Here is a 20,569-nt window from a genome sequence, read left to right as displayed (position 1 = left end):
TCGGCGACAGCCCGGTGACGGTCACGCCCGCCGACAGCGACACGTTGTCGAGCCGCGCGTCGGCCAGCACATCGCCCGCGGCGTCGAGGTTCAGATCGCTGCTGCGCACCGTGGCGCCGTTACCCACGAAGGCGCGGGTCGTCCCGCCCGCGATGGCGGTGGGCTTGTAGAAGGCGACGGTGACGAGCAGCGACCCGGCGCCGCCCTCGGCCCGCGCCACGGCGTCGATATCGCCACGAGCCTCGACGTTCAGGCTGTTTGCCGCACCGGTCACCGTGACCTTCGCATCGTCGGCGCCGCCCGCGGCAATGCCGTCCGCCGCACCGATATAGGCCTCGATCACGCCGGTGGTGATGGCGGTCGAGGTTAGGTCCTGCACCGCCACGAACGAGATATTGGTGCTGACCACCTTCGCGTCGGCCCTGTTCTCGACGTAGTCGGCCGGGTCGGTCGGCACGTTCGGCAGGCGACCGGCGCTGACATCCAACGTTTGCGCCAGCAGATTCACACCGTCGCGCACGAAGGCCGAGGTCGCCCCCGACACGGTCGCCGTCGGCTCGTACAGGCCGACCGACGCCAGACCGCCGAAGCCGAATCCCAGCAGGTTGGCGATGGCGTGCATGTCGCTGTCGGCCACCACCGTGATGGCCCCGTCCGCGACGTTCACATCCGTGGTCACGTCGCTTGCGACCTGGCCGCTGCCCGCGCCGATGAAGGCTTCGACCGTGCCGCTGACCGTGGCCACCGAGGTCACGTCGCTGGCGTCCACAAGGCCCGCCACGTTGATGCTGGTGCCCTGCACTTCGGCCTTCATCTCGGGCGCGTCGGCCAGGATTGACAGGCCGCCCGCGTCCAGGTCGATGCCCTGGCCCACGTAAGCCCGCACCGCGCCGGACACGATCGCGCTTTGCTGGATGAAGGACAGCGTCACCAGCGACATGCCCGCCGACAGGACCGTGGGCATGGCCAGCATGCGGCCGGTGGCCGTGATGTCGACCTGGCCCGCGATATTGACGATGCCGATATTGCCGGCGGAGGGCGTCGCGCCCGCGGCCGAGCCCACATGCGCGTCGACCGTGCCGCTGATGCGCGCGTCGGCTGTGATGTCGGACGCCGCAACGACGCCCGCCAGAGTGAAGGACAGCGTGTTCGAGCGCGAATCGTAGTCGCCATCCGCGACCACCGTCAGGCTGTTGGCCGTCAGCCAGCCGCCCTGTCCCACGAAGGCGCGGGTCGTGCCCGCCACGTCGGTCAGCGTGTTGAAGATACTGATGCCCGCCAGGCCGCCGATCGTGATGTCGTTGTCGGTGTCGGTGTCCGCGTCCGAGGTCGGATCGTCCAGGCCGGACGTGGCATCCATGTCCGACCAGGCATCGACGGTCACGTCGCTCGAGATCGCGACCACGCCGCTGTCGCCGGTCACCGGGCCATCGAAAGGCGCGCCCAGGTAAGCCTCGACTGTGCCATCGACAACGGATTCGGACTGCAGCACCGAAATCGACGCCAGACCCGCCAGCGTCAGCAGGGTCGTCGTGGCGGTGGCGGTGTAGTCCACAGGATTTGCGCTGGTCCCTGCCTCGATAGCAAGGGACGCGGCGGTCATGTCGACGCCGTCGCGCACATAAGCGCGGGTCGTGCCGCTGACCTCGGCGCGCGGCTTGGCGACGCTGACAGTCAGACCGAAGCTGGCCCCGACCAATACGCTGTCGGCGACCGAGCGCATCGACGCATCGGCATCGACGCGCACCACGCCGTCGCCGGTATCGGTCCCGGCGATGGTCAGCGATGGCTCGCGCCCCGCGGTGGCGCCGCGATCGTTCTGCGCGCCGATGAAGGCTTCGACAGTGCCGGTCACCTTCGCCAGCGATTGCAGCACGCTGACCGACGCGAAGCCCGAGATCGTGCCCGAGCGCACTTCGGCTTCGGCCGTCAGGTCGGTGCCGTCGGCGGTCACCTCCAGCCGGTCGGCGACCAGAACGGTGGTCTCGCCCACGTAGCCCCAGATTTCGCCCGACGCGTCGGCGGTGGGCAGCAGGACGTTGACGGCGATGCCGAAGGACGCGCCGATCCCTTCGGCGCTGGCCAGGGCATATTGCTGGCCATCTGCATGGATCGTGGCGCGCCCGTTGACGCCGGTGCCATCGGTCAGGGTGATCTGGGTGGTCGATCCGTCGGCCGGGGTCTCGCCCGCCCGGGTTCCGGTGAAGGCCTCGGTGCGGCTGTCGATGGTGGCGTCCGCTATGGTCACGTTGACCGACAGCGCACCGCCGATGGCGTAGAATTCGTTAAGCGACCGGGCGTCGTCGTTCGACACGGCGTCGATGTCCAGCTGGCCCGCGTCGACCTGCGTGCTTTCGCCCACATAGGCGAGCGTGTCGCCGATGATGCTGGCGACGGATTTGGTCACCGTCGCGCCCGCAAGCAGGCCGAAGCCGCCCGCCAGGCTGTCGGCGCGCGCCTCGTAGCTCGACTGCGCCTTGATGTTCAGCGCCGCCCCCATCAGGTCGAGCTGGGTCGCGTCGGGCGCGACATCATCGGTGCCCGTCTGGGCCGAAGGCGCGAAACCGACATCGACGATGCCAAGGCGGGTCAGGCTGTGACTGCCGCTGCCCGCGCTGCTCAGGTCGATCGTGCGACCGGTTTCAAGGTAATAGGCCTGGTCGACCTGGATCGTCAGCTCCAGCGTCAGGTCGTCGGCGACGCTGCGCTTCAGGATATGCGGTCCGCCTGCGCCGGTGCCGGTCAGGTCGATCTGGGTGCCGTCGATGACGTTCTGATCGGCGCGCTGGGTCAGCGGGTCGAAGACGACGCTGGCAAAGCCCGCGGCGCTTCGGTCCAGTTCGTGGCCCGAACCGAAGCCGTTATCGGCCAGGTCGATGGCGATGCCGTTGTCGGCATCGTCGAGCGAGATCGCCAGCTGGATCACTCCGCCGCCGAGGTCGATCACGTAATATGTTTCGCCATCGCCCAGGCCGTTGATCGCGACGCGGTCGGCGTCGCTTCCGTTGGAATAAACGACCTCTTCGCCGGTCGTGAACGGGTTGGCAGGCGTGCCCAGGTCGATGGTGTCGGCAGAGGCATCGACCAGCCCCGTTTCGGGCAGGATCTGGGCGAGCTGGATGTATCCGCCGTCTGACGCGATCACCATGTAATCCGCACCATCGATCAGCCCGCCGATGGCGGTGCCGCCATTGGCGTCATAGGTGATGACTTCGCCATCCTCGAAGGCGACCTCGGGGTCGCCCACGAAAATCCGGTCGGTGGACAGGCGCACGGCATCGCCCGATGGCGCAAGTTCGGCCAGTTTGACCGAGCCGTCATCCAGCGCCAGGACGATGTAGGTCGCCCCGTCGGCCAGCCCGCCAATGGCGGTGCCGGTGGTGTCGTATCGCACAAGCTCGCCGGTCTGGAAGGCAACCCCGCCCGTATCGACGCTCAGCTGGTCTGGCGTCTTGGCCGCATCCCAGCCCGTGATGGTCGCCACCGCGCTACGTTGGAACGAGTGATTGGCGCCGGTGCCCGTCGACGTCAGGTCGATGGCGGTGCGCGACAGGAAGTCCTGGTCGGACGTCACGGTGATCGGGTCGAATGTGATGTCGGACGCGCTGGTGCGTGCCAGCGTGTGGGTACCCGCTGCGCCGGTCGAGGTCAGATTGATGACGCTGCCGCCCGGCGATGTGGCCAGCTTGATCCGGCCGTCGTCGATATCGACCACGTAATAGGTCTGACCACTGGTCAGCCCGCCGATCTCGGAGTTCGGCAGGGGCACCATGTCGTCGTCAAGAAGCGACGTGTAAACCAACGCTTCGCCCACGACGAGCGGCGTGGCCTGCTCGCCCACTGCGATCGAGTTGTCGGCCAGGTCGACCAGGCTTTCGCTGTCGCGCTTGGCCGCGAGTTGGAAGCGCCCGTTCTCGCCAGCGAGCACGTAGTACTGCTGGCCGCTGATCAGCCCGCCGATGACCTGGCCGCCGTTCGACATATAGGTGATGATTTCGCCATCGGCCAACGGGATGTCCTGATCGGCCAGGGCGATCCGGTCGAACCGGGTGTCGACGACCAGGCCTGGCGTGACCTGGCTGCCCACATAGGCTTCGGTCACGCGGTTCACCTGCGCGTCCATGATCGTCACCGCGCCCGCAATGCCTCCCACGGCGATCGAGGTGCCGTTGGGCAGCGCCTTGGCGACGCTGTCGGCAGTCACGTCGAGCGGGCCCTGCGCGTCGACCGAACTGTTGCCGTCGATGAACGCGCGCGTGGCCCCTTCGACGATAGCGGTCGAGACCAGCGCCGAGACGGCAAATCCCACGGATCCGGCCGCCGAGATGATCTCGGTGGGCGCGTAATCCACGCTGTCCGCATCGATATCGACGGTCGCCCCGGTGCCCTGCGCCGTCAGCTCGCTGTTGCGCACCCGCGCGGTGACGTCCGTCTCGAGCACCGCGACCGCCTCGCCGCCCGCACCGGCCCCGCCGATGGCGGCCGAAATGGCCACGACCCGGACGATGGTTTCGACATTGCCGAGCGTCGCGGCAACTGACGGATCGCCATGGATCGAGTCCGCGTCGACCAGGATGCCGCCATTTTCGGCGGTCACCGTGCTGTCGTCGATGGCGGCGACCACTTCGGTGCCGATCACGTTCTTGCCGATGGCCACGCTGATCGCAAGGCCGGTGACCCCCGCCGTAACGGCGACCGAGCCCACTTCGACGAAGGCCGTCAGATTGTCCTGCGCCACGACCGAGACCGAGCTTGACGCGGTGACGTCCGCGCTGTCTTCGACCGTGGCCGAGACCATACGCGTGACCGTGTTCTGCCCGACGGCACCGGATCCGGCGGCCGAGAAGGACGCGGGAGAGATCGCGGCCGACACCGCCACGGCGATGGGCTGGGTGTCGAGCGCGCTGGTCGACAATGCCTTGACCAGCACCTGCCCGCCATCGGCGTCCACCCGCGCGTTCTTGACCCGCGCGATGGTCGATCCCTTCAACGTGTTCGTCGCGATCGCGGACGACACTGCGATGGCCAGCGACGCGCCCGCCGATGCGGATACAGCACCCGACACGGCCCGGGCGACCGATTTCAGCGTCACCGAATCCTGGGCCGTCACTTCCACCCTGCCGCTGGCGCCCACCGACTGGGTGGTCGCGGGATCAGGCGTCTGCTCGGCATCCTCGATCAGGGCCAGGACCGACTGGCCCAGCTCGTTGCGCACCACGCCTGCGGCAACCGCAAGGCTACCCGCGAAGACGCCACTTGCCGACGCGGACAGCGCGATGCCGTTGGCTTCCAGTTTGGAAATGGTCGCGGATTTCGCGCGGACGATGACATCGCCGCCCGACGCGGCGACGGTGCTGTCCTTGATCGACGCTTCGATGGTGCCCGACAGGTCGGTTTCGGCGATGATGACGGTAACGGCCCCCGAGAAGGACACGGTACCGGCGCTGACGGACAGGCTGACGCCAAGCGCGTCGACGAAGACCATGGTTTCTTCCAGCGCGTCGACCTTCACCGATCCGGCCAGGGCGCGCACGTCCGATCTGGCCGTGATCGACGCCGTGACGACGCTTGCGGCCGTGACCTTGGTGACGACACCGACACCGGCGCCCGAGATGCCGACCGACCCGCCGCTGACGGACACGCCCACGCCGTAGCCTTCGGTCTTGATCAGGCCGGTCGTGATAGCCTTCAGATCGACGTCGCCAGTTTTCGTCTGCACGTCCGAATCCGAAATCAGGGCAGTCACGGAGGTGTCGTAATTCACCTCGACCAGCGACACGGCGACGGCGATCGCGCCGCCTGCCCCGCCCACACCGACGCTGAGGGCCGCGGCCGCGGTCTTGGTGTCGATGACGGATTCGTCCATGGCGTCGATATCGACACCGGTGCCCGCATCGACATCGTCGGACGAGATGATTGAGGCCTCGACCGAGTTGCTCATCGTGCTTTTCGAAACGGCGCCCGCGCCTGCGCCCGCGATGCCCACGCTGCCGGCACTGACCGAAATCGCGGCCGCAACGGCCAGCGAGTTGATGGTGTTCTGGTTGCGCGCATCGACCTTCAGAAGCGTCTTTGCGTCGATGATCGAGCTATCGATGGTCGCAAGCGTCGTGCCCGTCAGCTCGTTGGTGGCCACGGTGGCCGAAATCGCCAGGCTGATCGCCGCGGCACCGCTGCCCGAGATCGAGGCCGCAACCGCGACCAGCTTCGAGTCGATCAGGTTGGTGTCATCCGCCTCGACGGTGATGCCGCCGACATCGGATGTCACGGTGCTGCGCCGGATCGAGGCCTCGCCGCCGCCGCCGATGACGTTGGTGGCCACGGCCCCCGCGCCCGACGCGGCCAGGCTGAACGACCCCGAGCCCGAGAAGGCGACCGACACGGCCGCGCCGATGGCCCGGATGCTGCCGTTGCGCAGCGATGTGACGGACACGCTGTCGCCGTCGACGGTGCTGTCGGCGATGCTGGCCAGCGTGACGCTGGAAATGCTGTTATTGGCGATCGGGATGGCGATGGCGACCGACACCGCGGCACTGGACCCGAACGCGATGGCTGCCGACGCGGCCGAGGTATCGGCCTTGATGGTTGAGCTGTCGGTGGCACTGACCAGCACCGCGCCCGCCGCGTCCACGTCGCTGGCGATACCGGCCCCGTTCGCTTGAACAGTGGCCGAGACCTTGTTGGTCATGGAATTGGTGGCGATCGTGCCTGCGACCGCGCCCGCGACGCCGAAGCCGCCCGAGCCGCCGACGGACAGGCCGACCGCGACCGCGCTGGCATCGATTGTGTTCTGCGCGCGCGCCGCAACCGTAACGTCGCCGCCCTTCGCGTCGACCTTCGAACCCGCAATGGTCGCGTTCAGCTCGCCCGACAGGACGTTTTCGGCAAGAGTGATCGCGACCGCGCCCGCGATGGACGCGCTGCCGCCCACCGACACCGCGACCGAAGCGGATACCAGCCGCGCGACGATGATGGACGTATCGCGGGCGCCGACCTCGATCTGGCCGCTGGCCTCGACCAGGGGCGCATCCACGATCTCGGCGCCGAAAATGTTGGAAATGACGTTGCGCGCATCCGCACCCGAGCCCGCGCCCGACAGCGCAAGCGATCCGCTGGCCGACACGCTGACCGCAGCGGCCACGCCGGTGGATACGATGGACTTGATCGACGACGCCCGTACGAACACGTCGCCCGCCTCGGCTCGAACCGTTGCAGCGTCGATCGCCGCCCGGCCCGTACCGCCGATCACGTTTTCCGACAGCGACACCGCCACCGCTAGGCTGCCCGAGACGCCTCCGCCTGACAGCGACACCGACACCGACGCCGCCACTGTGTCGGCGAGGATCTGCGAGGTGTCGCCGAGCGAAACCTCCACGGAGCCATTGGCGCTGACAACGCTGTTCGTGATCAGCGCGTTCGTGTTGCCGGTGATGATGTTCTTCGACTGGGCCAGCGCCAGCGCGGCCGAGATCGCCACACCGTTCGACGCCGCGGTGACCGAGATGGCCACGCCCACCGAGATCGCCTCGATCTCGCTCGTATTCAGCGCGGCAACGGAAACAAGGCCCTCGGCATCGACGAGGCTCGCGTTTCGGATCGTGGCATCGACGGTGCTGGTGATCGTGTTCGACGCCAGCGCCACGGCCGCCGACATGCCCAGCGACACACCGCCGCTGCCCACGGACACCGACGCCGTGACGGCCACCAGCGTTGCCTTTATGGAGCTGCCGCCACGTGCGCCGATGGTAAGACTGCCGTCAAGGTCGGCAAGGTTGCCGCCGAAGATGCCCGCCGTTGTCGCGCCGCCGATCACGTTTTCGACCTGCGCCACGCCGAAAGCGCCGCCCAGCGACACGCCGCCCGAGGAAACGCTGACCGACACCGCCACGGCCACTTGGGTCGCGGTGATGGTCTTCGAGGAATCGGCCACGATCGCGGTGTCGCCGCCGATCTGCAGCGTCGCGCCCACCGTGTGGGCACTGACGGTGTTGGTGATCGTGTTCTTGGCCAGCGACACCGCCGCGGCCAGCGAGATCGTCGCCGAGCCCGATCCGATATTGGCCGAGACTGCAGCGGTGGCGACGGTGGCCGTCACGGTCGCCACGTCGGTTGCGAAGATATCCAGATCGCCGTCAGCGATGGCCGTCGAGCCGTCGATCACGCCCGCCTCGACGGTGTTGGTGATCGTGTTGCGCGCATTGGCCCCCGCGCCCGCGCCGCCCAGCGACACCGAGCCGCCGCCGACGCCCACGCCGATGGACGCGGCGACCGCCGTAGCGGTGATCGCACCGTCCGACGATGCTGCGAGGCTCAGATCGCCCCCGGCATCCACGGTCGAGGTACCTTCGACCACCGCGCGCGTGCTATTGGTGATGGTGTTCTGCGCATCGCTGACGGTCACAGTCAGGTTCGCGGACGCCCCGCTGCCGCCGCTGACGCCGACGGATGCGGCCACCGACACCAGCGTCGCGCTGATGGTGGTCGTGTCCACGGCGTCGAGCGTCACGTCGGACGTCGCCTCGACCAGGGCGTCGCGGATGATCGCGTTCACGCTGTTGGTGGTGGTATTGTAGGAGCGCGTGCCGCCGCCGTTGAGCGAAACCGACGCGCCGCTGCCGCTGCCAATGCTGACCCCGAGCGACGCCGACGTGACGACGGCCGAGATCGCCTTGGTCGACGACGCGTCCATGTCCACGCTGCCGATGATTTCCGCATCGACATTGTCGATTAGTGCTTCGGTGGTCGAGAGGATCGTGTTGTCGGCGACCGAGACATTCACGTTGCCCGACACGCTCAGGCTGCCGCTCGACGAGGACACGGCCAGTCCGACCGAGGTCGCATCGGCCGCGATGTTGCCGCTATCGGTTGCGCGGACGATCAGTCCGCCGCCCGCGATGACCTTGTTCAGATCGCCACCTGCGGCCGGGGTGTCCACCAGATCCGACAGGACCGCGCGGGTCGTCAGAGAGATGTCGTTCAGCGTGACCGCGATGTTGGCGTTGGCACTGACCGCGATGCCGTTGCTCGAGGTGGATACGCTCAGAGACACGCCGAAGGCGGTGGCGTCGATCGATGCGCTGTTGGCGGCGGTCACGCTGACCAGGCCGGTCGAAGCCAGCGTCGTATCCTCGGCCAGGGCGATGGCGCTGCTGGTGATTTCGTTAACCGCGATTGCAAGGCCCAGGTTCACGGCGACGTTGTTGCCGTCGCTGCTGCCGACATTGATCGACACGGCGGCAGCGCCCGCAAGCGCGTCGATCTGGCTTGCGTCCGACGCGTTCAGAAGGATCGGACCGCTGGCGTCAACCGAGCTGCCCAGCACCGACGCCGCGACGTTCGAGGTCACGAAGTTGCCCGAACCGGACCCTGCCGCCGACAGCGCCAGCGTGCCGCCCGTGCTCAGCGTTCCGGCGATACCCAGCGTAAAGGCGTCGATATCCGACGTCGAAAGCGCCTCGACCGTGAAGGCGCCCGACGTCACGGCGGCGTCCGTGATGCTGGCGGTGGTCGACTTTGTGATCTTGTTCTCGGCCGCCGCGGCACCGACCGCGATGGCGCCCAGGCTGCTGCTGCCGCTGCCCTTGGTCGCGACGGCCAGCGCGCCCGCGCCCGCATCGGCCTTGACCCGCGAGGTGTCGGACGCGGTGACCGACACGTCGCCCGCACCCGCATTGACCACGCGGATCGCGCTGGGATTGAGGATCGCGGCCACGGTGGTGGCGTTGATGTAGTTGCCCGATCCCGATCCCGCGCCGCCAAGCGCATTGGAGCCCTTCGACACCGCGGCCGAGCCCGCGATGGTCAGCGTGTCGATATTGGCGGCGTTGGTCGCGTCGATGTCGACGGCGCCTGCCAAGATCGTCGTGTCGGTGGCGGTGGCCCGGACCGTCTGGGTCAGATCGTTGACGGCGATCGAGGCCCCGACCGAGCCCGACGTCTTGCCATCGGTGTTCGACGTCGAGACCGCGAAGGACACGCCGCCCGCATCCGAGGTGATCTTGGACGCGTCGGTGGCGTCCAGCCGCAGAAGTCCGTCCGTATCCACCAGGCTGCCCGCGCCGATTTCGGCCAGGTTCGTGTTGGTGACCACATTGACGGTGACCGCACCCGCGACCGCGAAGATCACGCTGCCGCCACCGCCGCCGTTGTTGTTGGTGGACTGGCTGCCGGTTTTCATGACGCCGGCGACGGCGATGACCAGCGTGTCGATATTGGTCGCGCCGTGCGTGTCGAAGGCCACGCCGCCGTCACGGCTGCGCAGCGTGTTCTGACCCAGCGCGAGGGCCCAGTTGTCCTGGGTGATCACCGCCACGGCGACTGACCCCGTGACGCCCGCATCTTCGTTCAGCGCGAAGCTGAGGCCGCCCAGGTTCTGCTCGACATTCGTCTCGTCGGCCGCGCTGACGCGGATGCCCTGATCGGCATTGGCGCCGATGTTGTCGTCGTTCACGTCCACGTCGACACCCAGGATCGCCTTGGTATCGCCATTCAGGACCGCGACGCTGACCGCGCCCGCGATGCTCACATCCGTGCCGCCGCCGGTCGAGCCTTGGCTGCCGCCCGATCCCGATCCCGAATTGCCGCTGGAATCCTGGCCCAGGGACGCTGACGCGGCGATGGCCAGCTGGAAGATATCGTCGTAGCTCGTGGCCGTGACGGCCAGGCCGCGGACGGAGTCCGAGCCCTGGTTGCCGTCGTCGTCGAAGATCCCGTCCCGAATGTCGATCGCGTCGCCATTGCCCCGCGCCGTCACGTCCGCGCCGTCGCCGATCACCGCGTGGGTGTCGTCGAGATCGACGATCACGCCGACCGAAATGCCCACGGACGATTCGCTCAGCGAGATACCGGCGCTGCCCGCATAGGTTTCCAGGTCGGTCTTCGAATCCGCCGCGATCTCGATCGAGCCGGTGGCGTCCAGCGTCGCGTGGGTGGCGCTCGGGGGCGTGACCGGGTCATAGACGTCGCCGTTCACCAGCGCCTTGGTGGACGTGATGTTGACCAGAACATTCAGCGCACCCGCGCCGGACGTGCTGTCGCCCGCGCCCACATTGACCGTCAGCTGGAAGATCCGCTCTTCGGCGTCGGCCTCGACGGTGATGTTGCCGCCCGCCTCGATGACGGTGGGGTCCAGCGGATCGTCCGAGCCTGCGACGATGGCCTCGGTGGTGCCGGTGTGGACGGTCACGTCCAGTCCGATGCCGACGCCCTTGCCGTCCTTCGACAGCGCGATGCCCCCTGCGAAGTCCAGGATCGTCAGCTTGGACGTGGCGACGACCGCCACATCGGTCCCGGCTTTCAGGTCGGATTTCGCACCGACCTCGGCGCGAGTGGTGTTCAGGAAGATATTGACGATACCGGACCCTGCGCCCGCATCCGCGCCGGAGCTACCCGACCCGCTGGAGCCGCCCGAGCCTGCCCCGCCCGATCCGTTCTGCCCGCCGCCCGAGCCGATGGCCGCACCCGCCGCCAGGGACGTGATGTCGATGCCGGTATCCTCGAGGATGGGCACCACGATTTCCAGCGGCTTGACTTCGAAATTGGCCGTGACGCCGATGGCACCCGCCGTGGCGGTCAGGCTGCTGCCACCGCCGATCGCGGCCGTCGTGTCGGTCGTGACCACGTTCACCGCAATGGCGGCGCCGACGCTGGTGCCGCTGCTGTTCAGCAGCAGCGAGCCGCCGCCCGCGATGTTCTGCAGGCCAAACACATCGTTTGCCGCCACGCTCAGGTCACCGGTGGTGGCGGTCACGCTCGCGTCGGTGCCGATTTCGGCACGGGTATCGGAGATGACCACGTTGATGCCCGCGGCCCCCGCGATGGCCAGTCCGCCCGTGGTGTCCTGCGAGCTGTTGCCGGTGGAGCCGGACGACTTCTGGTTAACACCGGCACCTGCCAGCGCGAGGGTCTTGAAATCGCTCTGTTCGCCATCCGGCGTGCCAGCTGCGACGCGCAGCGATCCGGTGGTGATATCGGTATTCGCACCGATCCGGGCGATCGTGTCCATTTCGGCGAAGTTGAAGGCCACCGCCGCGCCGACGCCGGTCTTGCCGTCGGTCAGGTTCAGCGCCAGGCCGATCGCCTCGATCGTGGAATCGGCCTGGGACTGGGCGCTGACCTCCATATCGCCGGTGGCGCGGATGGTCACGCCGTCTGCAATCTCGGCGCTGACATCCGGGCGGATCACCGCGATGCCCAGCGCACCCGCGACGCGGACCGAGCCACCGCTGGTACGGGTCGAGCCCTGCTGCGCGTTGCCGCCCTGCCCGTTCGGATTGGCGGTCTGCGTCCCGGCCTGGTTGTTGGCGCCCGCGACCTGGCTGCCCGGTTGCGGGTTGCTGAGGGTCGAGCCGGACTGGGTATTGGCGTAGCCGGTGCCGCTTTGGCTTTGCTCGTTTGCCGTCGAGCCGTCCCCGGTCGTCTTTTGCTTCTTGGCGCCTTCCGAGCTGCCGGTGGCCACGACCTTCGACGTGATCGTGCTGGCCGCGCCGACGGTGACGTCATCGGCGGTGTTGCCCGTGACCGAGACATCGCGCGCCAGAAGCGCGCTGGTGTCGTCTTCGGCCCAGACCATCGCCAGCGCGATGCCCACGCCGGTCTGGCCACCCTTGGTGTCGGCATCCGACGTGATCAGCAGGTCCAGATTTCCGGTGGCCTGCACCTTCAGATCGCCGTCGACCGAAAGGCCGGTGGCCCCGGCCGGTATCCTGGCGTCGGTGTTGTTCAACGACACGACCAGCGCCAGCGAGCCGCCGACCGACGTGCCATCCTGCGCCGTGGTCTGCGCGCCCGCCTTGGCGGATGCGACTTCCACGTGGGTGCCGGTCGCGGTGACGATCAGATCCCCGAAATCGGCCAGCGACGCCCCGCCCGCCACGGTGGCCGCGACGTCGTGGTCCGACAGGCCAAAGGCGAAGGACAGCCCGACACCGGTCGACGTGCCCGCCGTGGTCGTGCTGGGCAGCGCGCGGGCCAGGCTGTAGGTGGCGCTTTCCGCCGTCACGGCGCTGGCGCTGCCGCCTGTTACGCTGAGCGCGGCGTCTTCGCCGTATTCCGCCGTCGCGGTTCCGAACGAGAAGTTCAGCCCGACCGATCCGGCCACGCTGGTCTTGCCGCCCGACGCGCCCGAGATCGCCGTGGCGCCCGTGCCGTGGCTGGCTTCCGTCAGCTTGTGCGCCGCCGAGGACGCGGCGGCGGTCAGGCCGATCGCCTCGCCCGACAGGGCCTTGTCTCGGGATTCGGCCAGCTTCAGCCTGCCGTCCGCCTCGACGATGGCGAAGTAGGTTTCGCCATCGGTGAGACCGCCGATCGCGGCGCCGTCGGTCGCGTAGACGACCGCCTCGCCCGTCTGCAAACCGCCGGGAGTGTCGAAAACGATCTCGGTGCGGGTGTCATCGGGATCGAAGGTGATGGTGTCGGCGCTGGCTTCCGTGCGGACCAGCTCGTGCGCGTCGCCCGCGCCCTGGTCCTTCAGGTCGATGGCATTGCCCGCGTTGGCGTCGGTCGCGCTTTCGGCCAGCTGGATGCGGCCGTTGTCGCCCAGGATCACGTAGTAGTCGCTGCCGTCGGTCAGCTCATCGATGGCGGTGCCGCCGCCTGCGTTGTAGGTGACCTTTTCGCCGCTGGTGAAGGCGGTTTCGGGCTCGCCCACGAAGATGGTGTCGTCGTCGGCGACCACGGTGTCGAGCTCGCTCGCCTCGATCTCGATCTCGCGCGTGGCCATCTTGGCTTCGACGGTGATGCCCTGGCCGCTGAGCGCCACGTCGTCGACGCGGGCGGTGTTGTCGATATCGGCGACATTGACCGCGATGGCCGCGCCGATGGTGGTGTCGCCCGAGCCGCTGCCCGTTCCCGTGCCAGAGCCGGTGCCGCTACCGGTCCCCGTGCCGCCCGTGCTCGAGCCGGTGTTGGATTTCTTGAACGTCGCCTTGCCATCCGCGCGTGCGTTGGCGTCGGCGTTAGCCTCGGACAGCACCGTGACCGCGCCGCCCTGGGCCGTGACGGCGATCGGCGCACCGTCGGCGCCCGCGATTTCGGCGCGGGTGTCGGTATCGGCGATGTTGATGCCGATGGCTGCGGCGACGGTCAGAGTGCCTGAATTGGTGCTTTGGCGCGACGACGGGCTGGTCGCGCTGTTGGTGCCGCCGGTGGACGCGGTGCGCGTGTTGGCCTCGCCGACCTGGCTGTCGGTCTGCGACTGCACGCTGTTGCGGTTCTGGGCCGTTCCGTTGCTGTTGGCCTGCTGCGCGCCCTTGGCGGCCGCGCGGGCATCGGTACGGCTGGTCGCGAGCGCCTTGGACGATACCAGGATGTCGCCGCCCGCCGTCAGCGACCGCGCCAGCACGGCGCTGGCGCTGTCGAAGGTGACCGTCAGGCCCAGCGACGCGCCGATGGCGGCCTTGGTGCCGTCGGCGCTGCCTTTCGCGGTGGTCGCCGTGTCGGCATCGAGCGTGGCCTTCAGAGCCAGGTCGCCAGCGATGCTCAGCGCGCTGCCCGAAGGCAGTTCGGCCGTGACGGCGTTCTGGGCCACGCTGATGCCGATGACCGGTGTGACCGCCGTGCCGCCGGGCGCCGAAGCGCCGCCCTGCACGTCGGTGGCAATGGCGTGCGTGCCCGTAGCCGTCACCGTCAGGTCGTTGGCGCCGGTCAGCGCCGATTGCCCGCCCAAGCTGGCCTCGGTCAGCATGTCGGTGACAGCGATGCCGATGGACACGCCAACGCCGATGGTGCTGCCCGAGCGGGTCGAGCTCGAGCCGGTACCGGTCGAACCGGTGCCGCTACCGGTCGTGCCGGTGCCGCTTGACCCGGTGCCCGAGCCGCTTGACTGCGCCTTCTTGGCCTCGGTCGCCGCACCCGCATCGGTCTGGGTGTCGGTCTTCGAAGCGGCCGTCACGGACACGTCGCCGCCGCCGGTGATCGTCGCCGACGCCGCGTCCGACAGCGTGGCCGAGGTCGTGACGCTCGGCAGGTTCAGCGCGAACGAGCCCGCCACGCCGGTCGAGCCACCCGACGCGCCCGAGGTGGCCGAGGCGCCGAAGCTGTGGGTGTCGTCGTCGCCGCGCGCGAACATCCCGGCCGCGACGCTCAGGCCCCCCGCGGTCACGTCGGCATCGCCGAGACCCGCGTCGATATCGGCCGAGCCCCAGTTCAGCGCCACCGCAGCGCCGATATTGGTGCTGTTCTGGCCGCTGGCGGGGATCGTCGTGGCGCTGCCATCGGCCGAGGCCGCGGCGTCCAGATTGCCCTGCGCCGTCACCGAAACCGCGTCCTGCACGTTCAGCGTGGCCCCGCCATCGACGGTCGCGATCACGTCCAGGTCGGCGATGTTCAGGCTGATCGCTGCCGCGACGGTCAGGGCCTGGCCGTTGTTGGACGCGCTGGATTGGGATTGCCCGGTCGAGGCCGACCCGGGTGTCGCGCCGCTGCTGGTGCGGCTTTGGGTCTGGCTGGTGGCCTGGTTCGACTGGCTGGCGGTCTGATCGTTGACGTTCTGGCCGCTGCTGTCCTGCGGCGCGCCGGTGGCGCTGGCCTCGGTCTCGGTCCGGCTGGCCGCCGCACCCTGTGCCAGTAGCGTGACGCCACCGCCGGTCGAGGTCACGTCGCGCAAAAGCCGCACGATCGCGTCATCCTCGGCGACGGTCAGCCCGAACGAGATGCCGACGGCCGCGTCTGCGCCCTTGGTGTCGCCCTTGGCCGTGGTCACGGTCTCGGCCACGTGGGTCGCGGTGGCCGACAGGTCGCCCCCGATGGCCAGCGCGTCGCCGGTATGCACCAGCGCCGAGGTTTCGTTCAGCGCGACCGAGATGCCCAGAACCGGCGTCACGCCGGTGCCGCCGGTGGATTCGGCGCCGCCGGTCACGTCGGTACGCATCCCGTGCTTGCCGTCGGCTTCGAGCGCGATGTCCTGCGCCCCCGCGCTCAGCAGCGCGCCGGTCTCGTAGCTGGCCGAGGTGGTGCGATCCGCGATGTTCAGCCCGAACGAGAAACCGACACCCGTGGCCTCGGACTTCTCTTGCTGGGCGCCCGCATCGACGCCCGCGAAGCTGTCGCTTGCGGCGCGGATCGTCAGCGCGCCCGTGTCGGTGTCGGCGTCCGAGCCATCGTTCAGGGTGGCGGTCGCGCCCGCGCTGTGGGTCGCCGTGGTTTCGATCTCGGCCACGTTGATCGCCAGCGACCCCGCGATGGACAGATCGCCCGCGCTGGCGCCCGAGGTCGCGTCGGCCGCGGCGCGGCTGGTGGTTTCGGTCAGCGTGTGCGTGCCGCCCGCGCCGGTATCGGTGATCTCGATGGCGTCGCCCGCGACGGCCTTGTCGCGGGTTTCGGCCAGTTGCAGATCGCCGAATTCGTCGATGATGACGAAATAGGTTTTACCATCGGTCAGCCCGCCGATATCGGTGCCGCCACCATTGCCGTAGATCACCTCGTCGCCGGTGCGCAGGCTGTCCTTGGCGTCGCTGTCCAGCGTGTGCAGATCCTTGTCGGGATCGAAGGTGATCGGATCGTCTGTGCCCTTGGTCAGGGTGTGCGCATCGCCGCTGCCCTGCGAGGTCAGGTCGATGGTGTCGGGGTTGTCGACCGTCACGTCCGTGGCTTGCAGCGCCAGCTTGATCTTGCCGTCGCCCTGATCGACCACCTTGTAGGTCTGTCCGTCGGTCAGGCCATCGATGGCCGAGCCGCCGTCGCCCGCCGCATAGACGACCTCGTCCCCGGTTTGCAGCCCGGCGCCCTTGCCCACAAGGATCGTATCGTCGCCGGTATCCACCGTCGGACCGCTGGCGGCGGTCAGGTCCATTTCGCGCGTGGCCCTGCCCGCCTCGATGGTGATGCCGTCGCCAAGCAGGGTCGCCGTGCCGGACTGCGTGGACGTCGTGGTGCGCGCGTAGTTCAGCGATGCCGCGGCGCCGATGGTCGTGCCCGTTCCTTTCGCCGCGCTGCCGTCGCCCTTGGCCCAGCTGTCGGCGTTGGAGGTCGCGGCCAAGCTCAGCGTGTCGTCGGCATCGACGGTGATCGCGTCGCCCAGCTCGACGCCGATCTCGGTGACCTGGACGTTGATGGCCAGCGCAGCGGCGACCGACAGCGAACCGCTGCTGTTGGACGCGCTGGGCGGCGTCTGTCCCTGGCTGGATGACGATTGCTGGCCGGTGCGGTCCTGCGCCTGGCTGTTGGCGAAGCCTGCCTGTCCCTGCGCCGTCTGGTCCACGCCGTCGGACGCGGTGCCGCTGTCTTCCTGCTCGGCGCCCGCCGCGGCGGCCTTGGCATCGGTGCGCGCGCGCAGCACGCCCGTCGAGCCGAGCGCGATGGCGCCCGCCGTCGTCGTGAGGTCCCGCAGCAGCCGCACGAAGGATGTCTGTTCGTCCACCGTCAGGCCGACCGAGATGCCGATCGCGGTGCTGCCGCCCTCGGCATCGCCTTCGCCCTTGGTGGCGATGTCGGCGTCGTGGGTCGCGTTCAGGCCGATGGCGCCCGCGAAGCTGAGCGCGTCGCCGGCGCCGATCCGCGTCTCGGTGTCGCTGAACACCAGCGAGATCGCGGCGACCGGCACGACCACGGTGGCCCCCGATGCGCCCGACGCGCCGCCGGTCGCGGTGGTGTCCACGCCGTGGGTGCTGGTGGCGGCCATGGTGAGCGCCGCGCCGCCGGTCACGGTGGCCCCGTCGGCGATGGTGGCCAGCGTCGAGTGGTCGACGATGGCCAGTGCGACCGAAGCGCCGATGCCCAGGCTTTCGCCGGTCGCGCCGTCCTCGTTCGGGGACGCGCTGGTGGTGGTTTGGGTGTTCGAGGTGGCGGTGATGCTCAGGTCGGATCCGTTCAGCTGAACCGCGCCCGACACGGTGGCTTCGACCCGGGCCAGCGCCACGTGGATCGCGAGCGAGCCCGCGACACCGGTTTTCGAGCCGTCGCCCACGCCCGACACGGCTTCCACCGTGAAGGTGTCATCGGCATCCATGATCGCGGCCAGCGCAATGCCGCCGTCGGCATCCAGGTTGCCACCGTTCAGCACGACGCTGACGGTGGGCTCGATCACGCCGAGGGCCACGGCCACGCCGACGCCGGTGCCTGTGCCGCCGGTGGTCGATCCGTCGGCCTTGGCCTGAACGGAATCCGTGCTTTGGGCGCGGATCGTCAGCGCCCGATCGGTGGTGATCGCGCCCGAGGTCGACACGGACACGGACGTGGTCGGGCGGTAATCGGACACCACCACGGCGCCCGCGAAGTTGACCTTTCCGCCCGCGCCTTCCTGCGCGGCGGCCTGGTCGGTCGTGTCGCCATCCTGGTTGGGGTCTTGCAGCCGCTGCTCGGACTGGTTCGAGCCGTCGTCGGACTGGTCGGCTCCCTCGGCTGTGGAAATCGCGTCGGTTTTCACGTCGGCGGTGGTGGCCGCCGACAGGGTGATGTCACCGCCGGTCGCGGCGATCGCGGCGCTACCGCCGATGCTGGTCGACGTGGTCAGCCCCACCTCGGTGACGGCCAGGGTCGCGCCCTTGGCGCCCGCCTCGGTCGAGCCGTCGGCCTTGCTGTCGATGTCGAGCGTGCTGATGGCACCCAGCGCGACGTTGCCCGCCGCGGTGATCGCGGTGGCGCCGTCGACCGTCATGGTGCTGCTGCCCAGCACGACGACGACGGTCACGGCGGCGTCCGAAGCGGTGCTGCCCGCCGCGTCACCGGCATCGGCATTGTCGGCGAAGCCTGCGGTGATATCGACCGTTGCGGTGCCGGTCACGGTGTTGGCGCTTAGCGTCGCGCCGCTCAGGGTAACGGCCACGTTGGGCACGGCGGCGATGGCGGTGATGTCCAGAAAGCCCGCGCCCGCCAGGTCGCCCGGCGTGGCCGAGACCGCGACGACGCCGTCGGCGGTCATGGTGATGTCGCCGCTATCGGCGGTGATGGTGCCCGAGACGGTCACCGACGCCTCGGTGGCGGCGATGAACAAGCCTTCCAGGCCCAACCCCTGCAGGAAGGACGGCGAGTCCGCGTCGATCACCACGCTGTCGTCTTCGGCATCGGCATTGAGCACGACATTGCCCGACGCGGTGATGGTGCCGGTGACGCCGATGATCTCGGCATTGACGGTCAGATTGCCGACGGTCAGATCGCCCTCGATGGACACGACATCCTTGTCGTCCTGGCCGTCGATGATCAGGTCGGTGGTGCCCAGATCGACGGTGCCCGAGATGGTCACCAGGTCGCGCGACAGGAACGGTACCGCATCGCCGTCCAGATCGGCGCTTTCGCCCAAGTTGATGGTCAGCGACGTGGCCGGAAGGTTGGTGATGGTGATCGACTCGAAGGTCACGGTGTCGGGCAGGATCGCCGGGATGTCGGGGCCGAGGGGCAGTTTCGACGTGATCTTCAGCCCGTCGCCGTCCTGGGTGATCTCGGCGGTGTCCGACACGGACGACAGATCGAAGCTGCGGGTGTCGGTGGTCGAGCTGTCGGTGATCGGCTCGAGACCGGCATAAGTCAGCGTCGCGCCATCGCGCGTGATGGTTCCTGAATGGGCGTCGAAGGCCACGTAATCGACCCGCTCGAAGGTGCCGCCGTCCAGCACCAGGCTGTCGAAGCCATCCGCGCCGCCATCCATGATGCCCGACAGGTGCCCCGCCTCGGAAACGACGAACGTGTCCTCGGTGTCGGCCTGACCCAGAAGGTTCTCGACCGCGACGAAGGACACGTCGGCAACGTCACCGGCGCCGTCGCCGGTGATATTCCACGTCAGGTCCCGCGGTGGTCCGGTAACGGCATCCGTGCCCGCCCCGCCGCTCAGAAGGACGCGGCCCGCAAGGCCGGAATCCACGGCTTCGATGAGCAGGTCGTCGTCGCCCTCACCCGCGTCCACGGTCACGGTGCCGGTGGGCGCGGTGAAGCTGTAGGCGATCAGCCCGTCGCCCGTGATGGTGCCGATTTCGTCATCACTGGCGCCGGAATTGTCCTGGATCCGCAGGTTCTGCCCCGACGCGGTCGCGTCGGAATACAGCCGGTCGGTCGCGGCGTTCTGGTCGCTGACGGCTTCCGCACCGGTCAGTGCCAGCGTGACGATCTGCGCGCCGTCGGTCATCTCGAGCGTGCCCGCGCCGTCGCCGGTCACCGCCAGCGACACCGAATCCAGCGTCGCGCCCGAGATCGACACACTGTCCGCGCCCGCGCCGCCGTCAAACCGGATGTCGACCGGCGACACGAAGCCGTCGCTGAAATCCAGCTCGAGCGTGTCGTCTTGGTCGGTGCCGGTGATGCGGACGTAGCTGACTTCCTGCACGACGCGCTGGGCGATGAGGGTGTTCGCCTGCTTGTCGTAAAGGTTGATGGATTGGGTCAGTGCCTCGTAGCGCAGCAGGTAATCGCTGCCGTCGGGACCGTCCATGTCGGCCAGGAACGGTGCGGGGTCGGCTGACAGCAGGAAGCGCGGCTCGATGGCCTCCATCTTCAGGCCCAGCGGCCCGCCACTGGCCAATTTCCGCTTGGTGCGCCGGAAGCGTCCGCTGCGCAGATCGTCGAACCAGGAGAAGTTTTGCGCCGAATCGGCGTGAGCCCGCTTATGCCGACGCTCAGCGCCGGAATCGAATGGACATGCCAT

At 68.7% G+C, this 20,569-nt stretch carries 1 protein-coding gene (cut by a window edge); it reads right to left on the bottom strand.

Annotated elements, in window-relative coordinates:
* Positions 1–20,569, bottom strand: partial view of an LEPR-XLL domain-containing protein gene (locus tag ILP92_RS04435; protein ID WP_198915154.1) — the 5' portion only. Its footprint begins 18,893 nt before the window's first position; 20,569 of the gene's 39,462 nt are visible here — the first part of the coding sequence; the start codon lies at positions 20,567–20,569; its stop codon lies beyond the left edge, outside the window.

The sequence above is a fragment of the Palleronia pontilimi genome (assembly GCF_016412875.1).
Taxonomy (GTDB): Bacteria; Pseudomonadota; Alphaproteobacteria; order Rhodobacterales; family Rhodobacteraceae; genus Palleronia; species Palleronia pontilimi.
The sequence above is the reverse complement of the archived record's forward strand: the minus strand, read 5'-3'. Positions and strand labels throughout refer to the sequence as shown.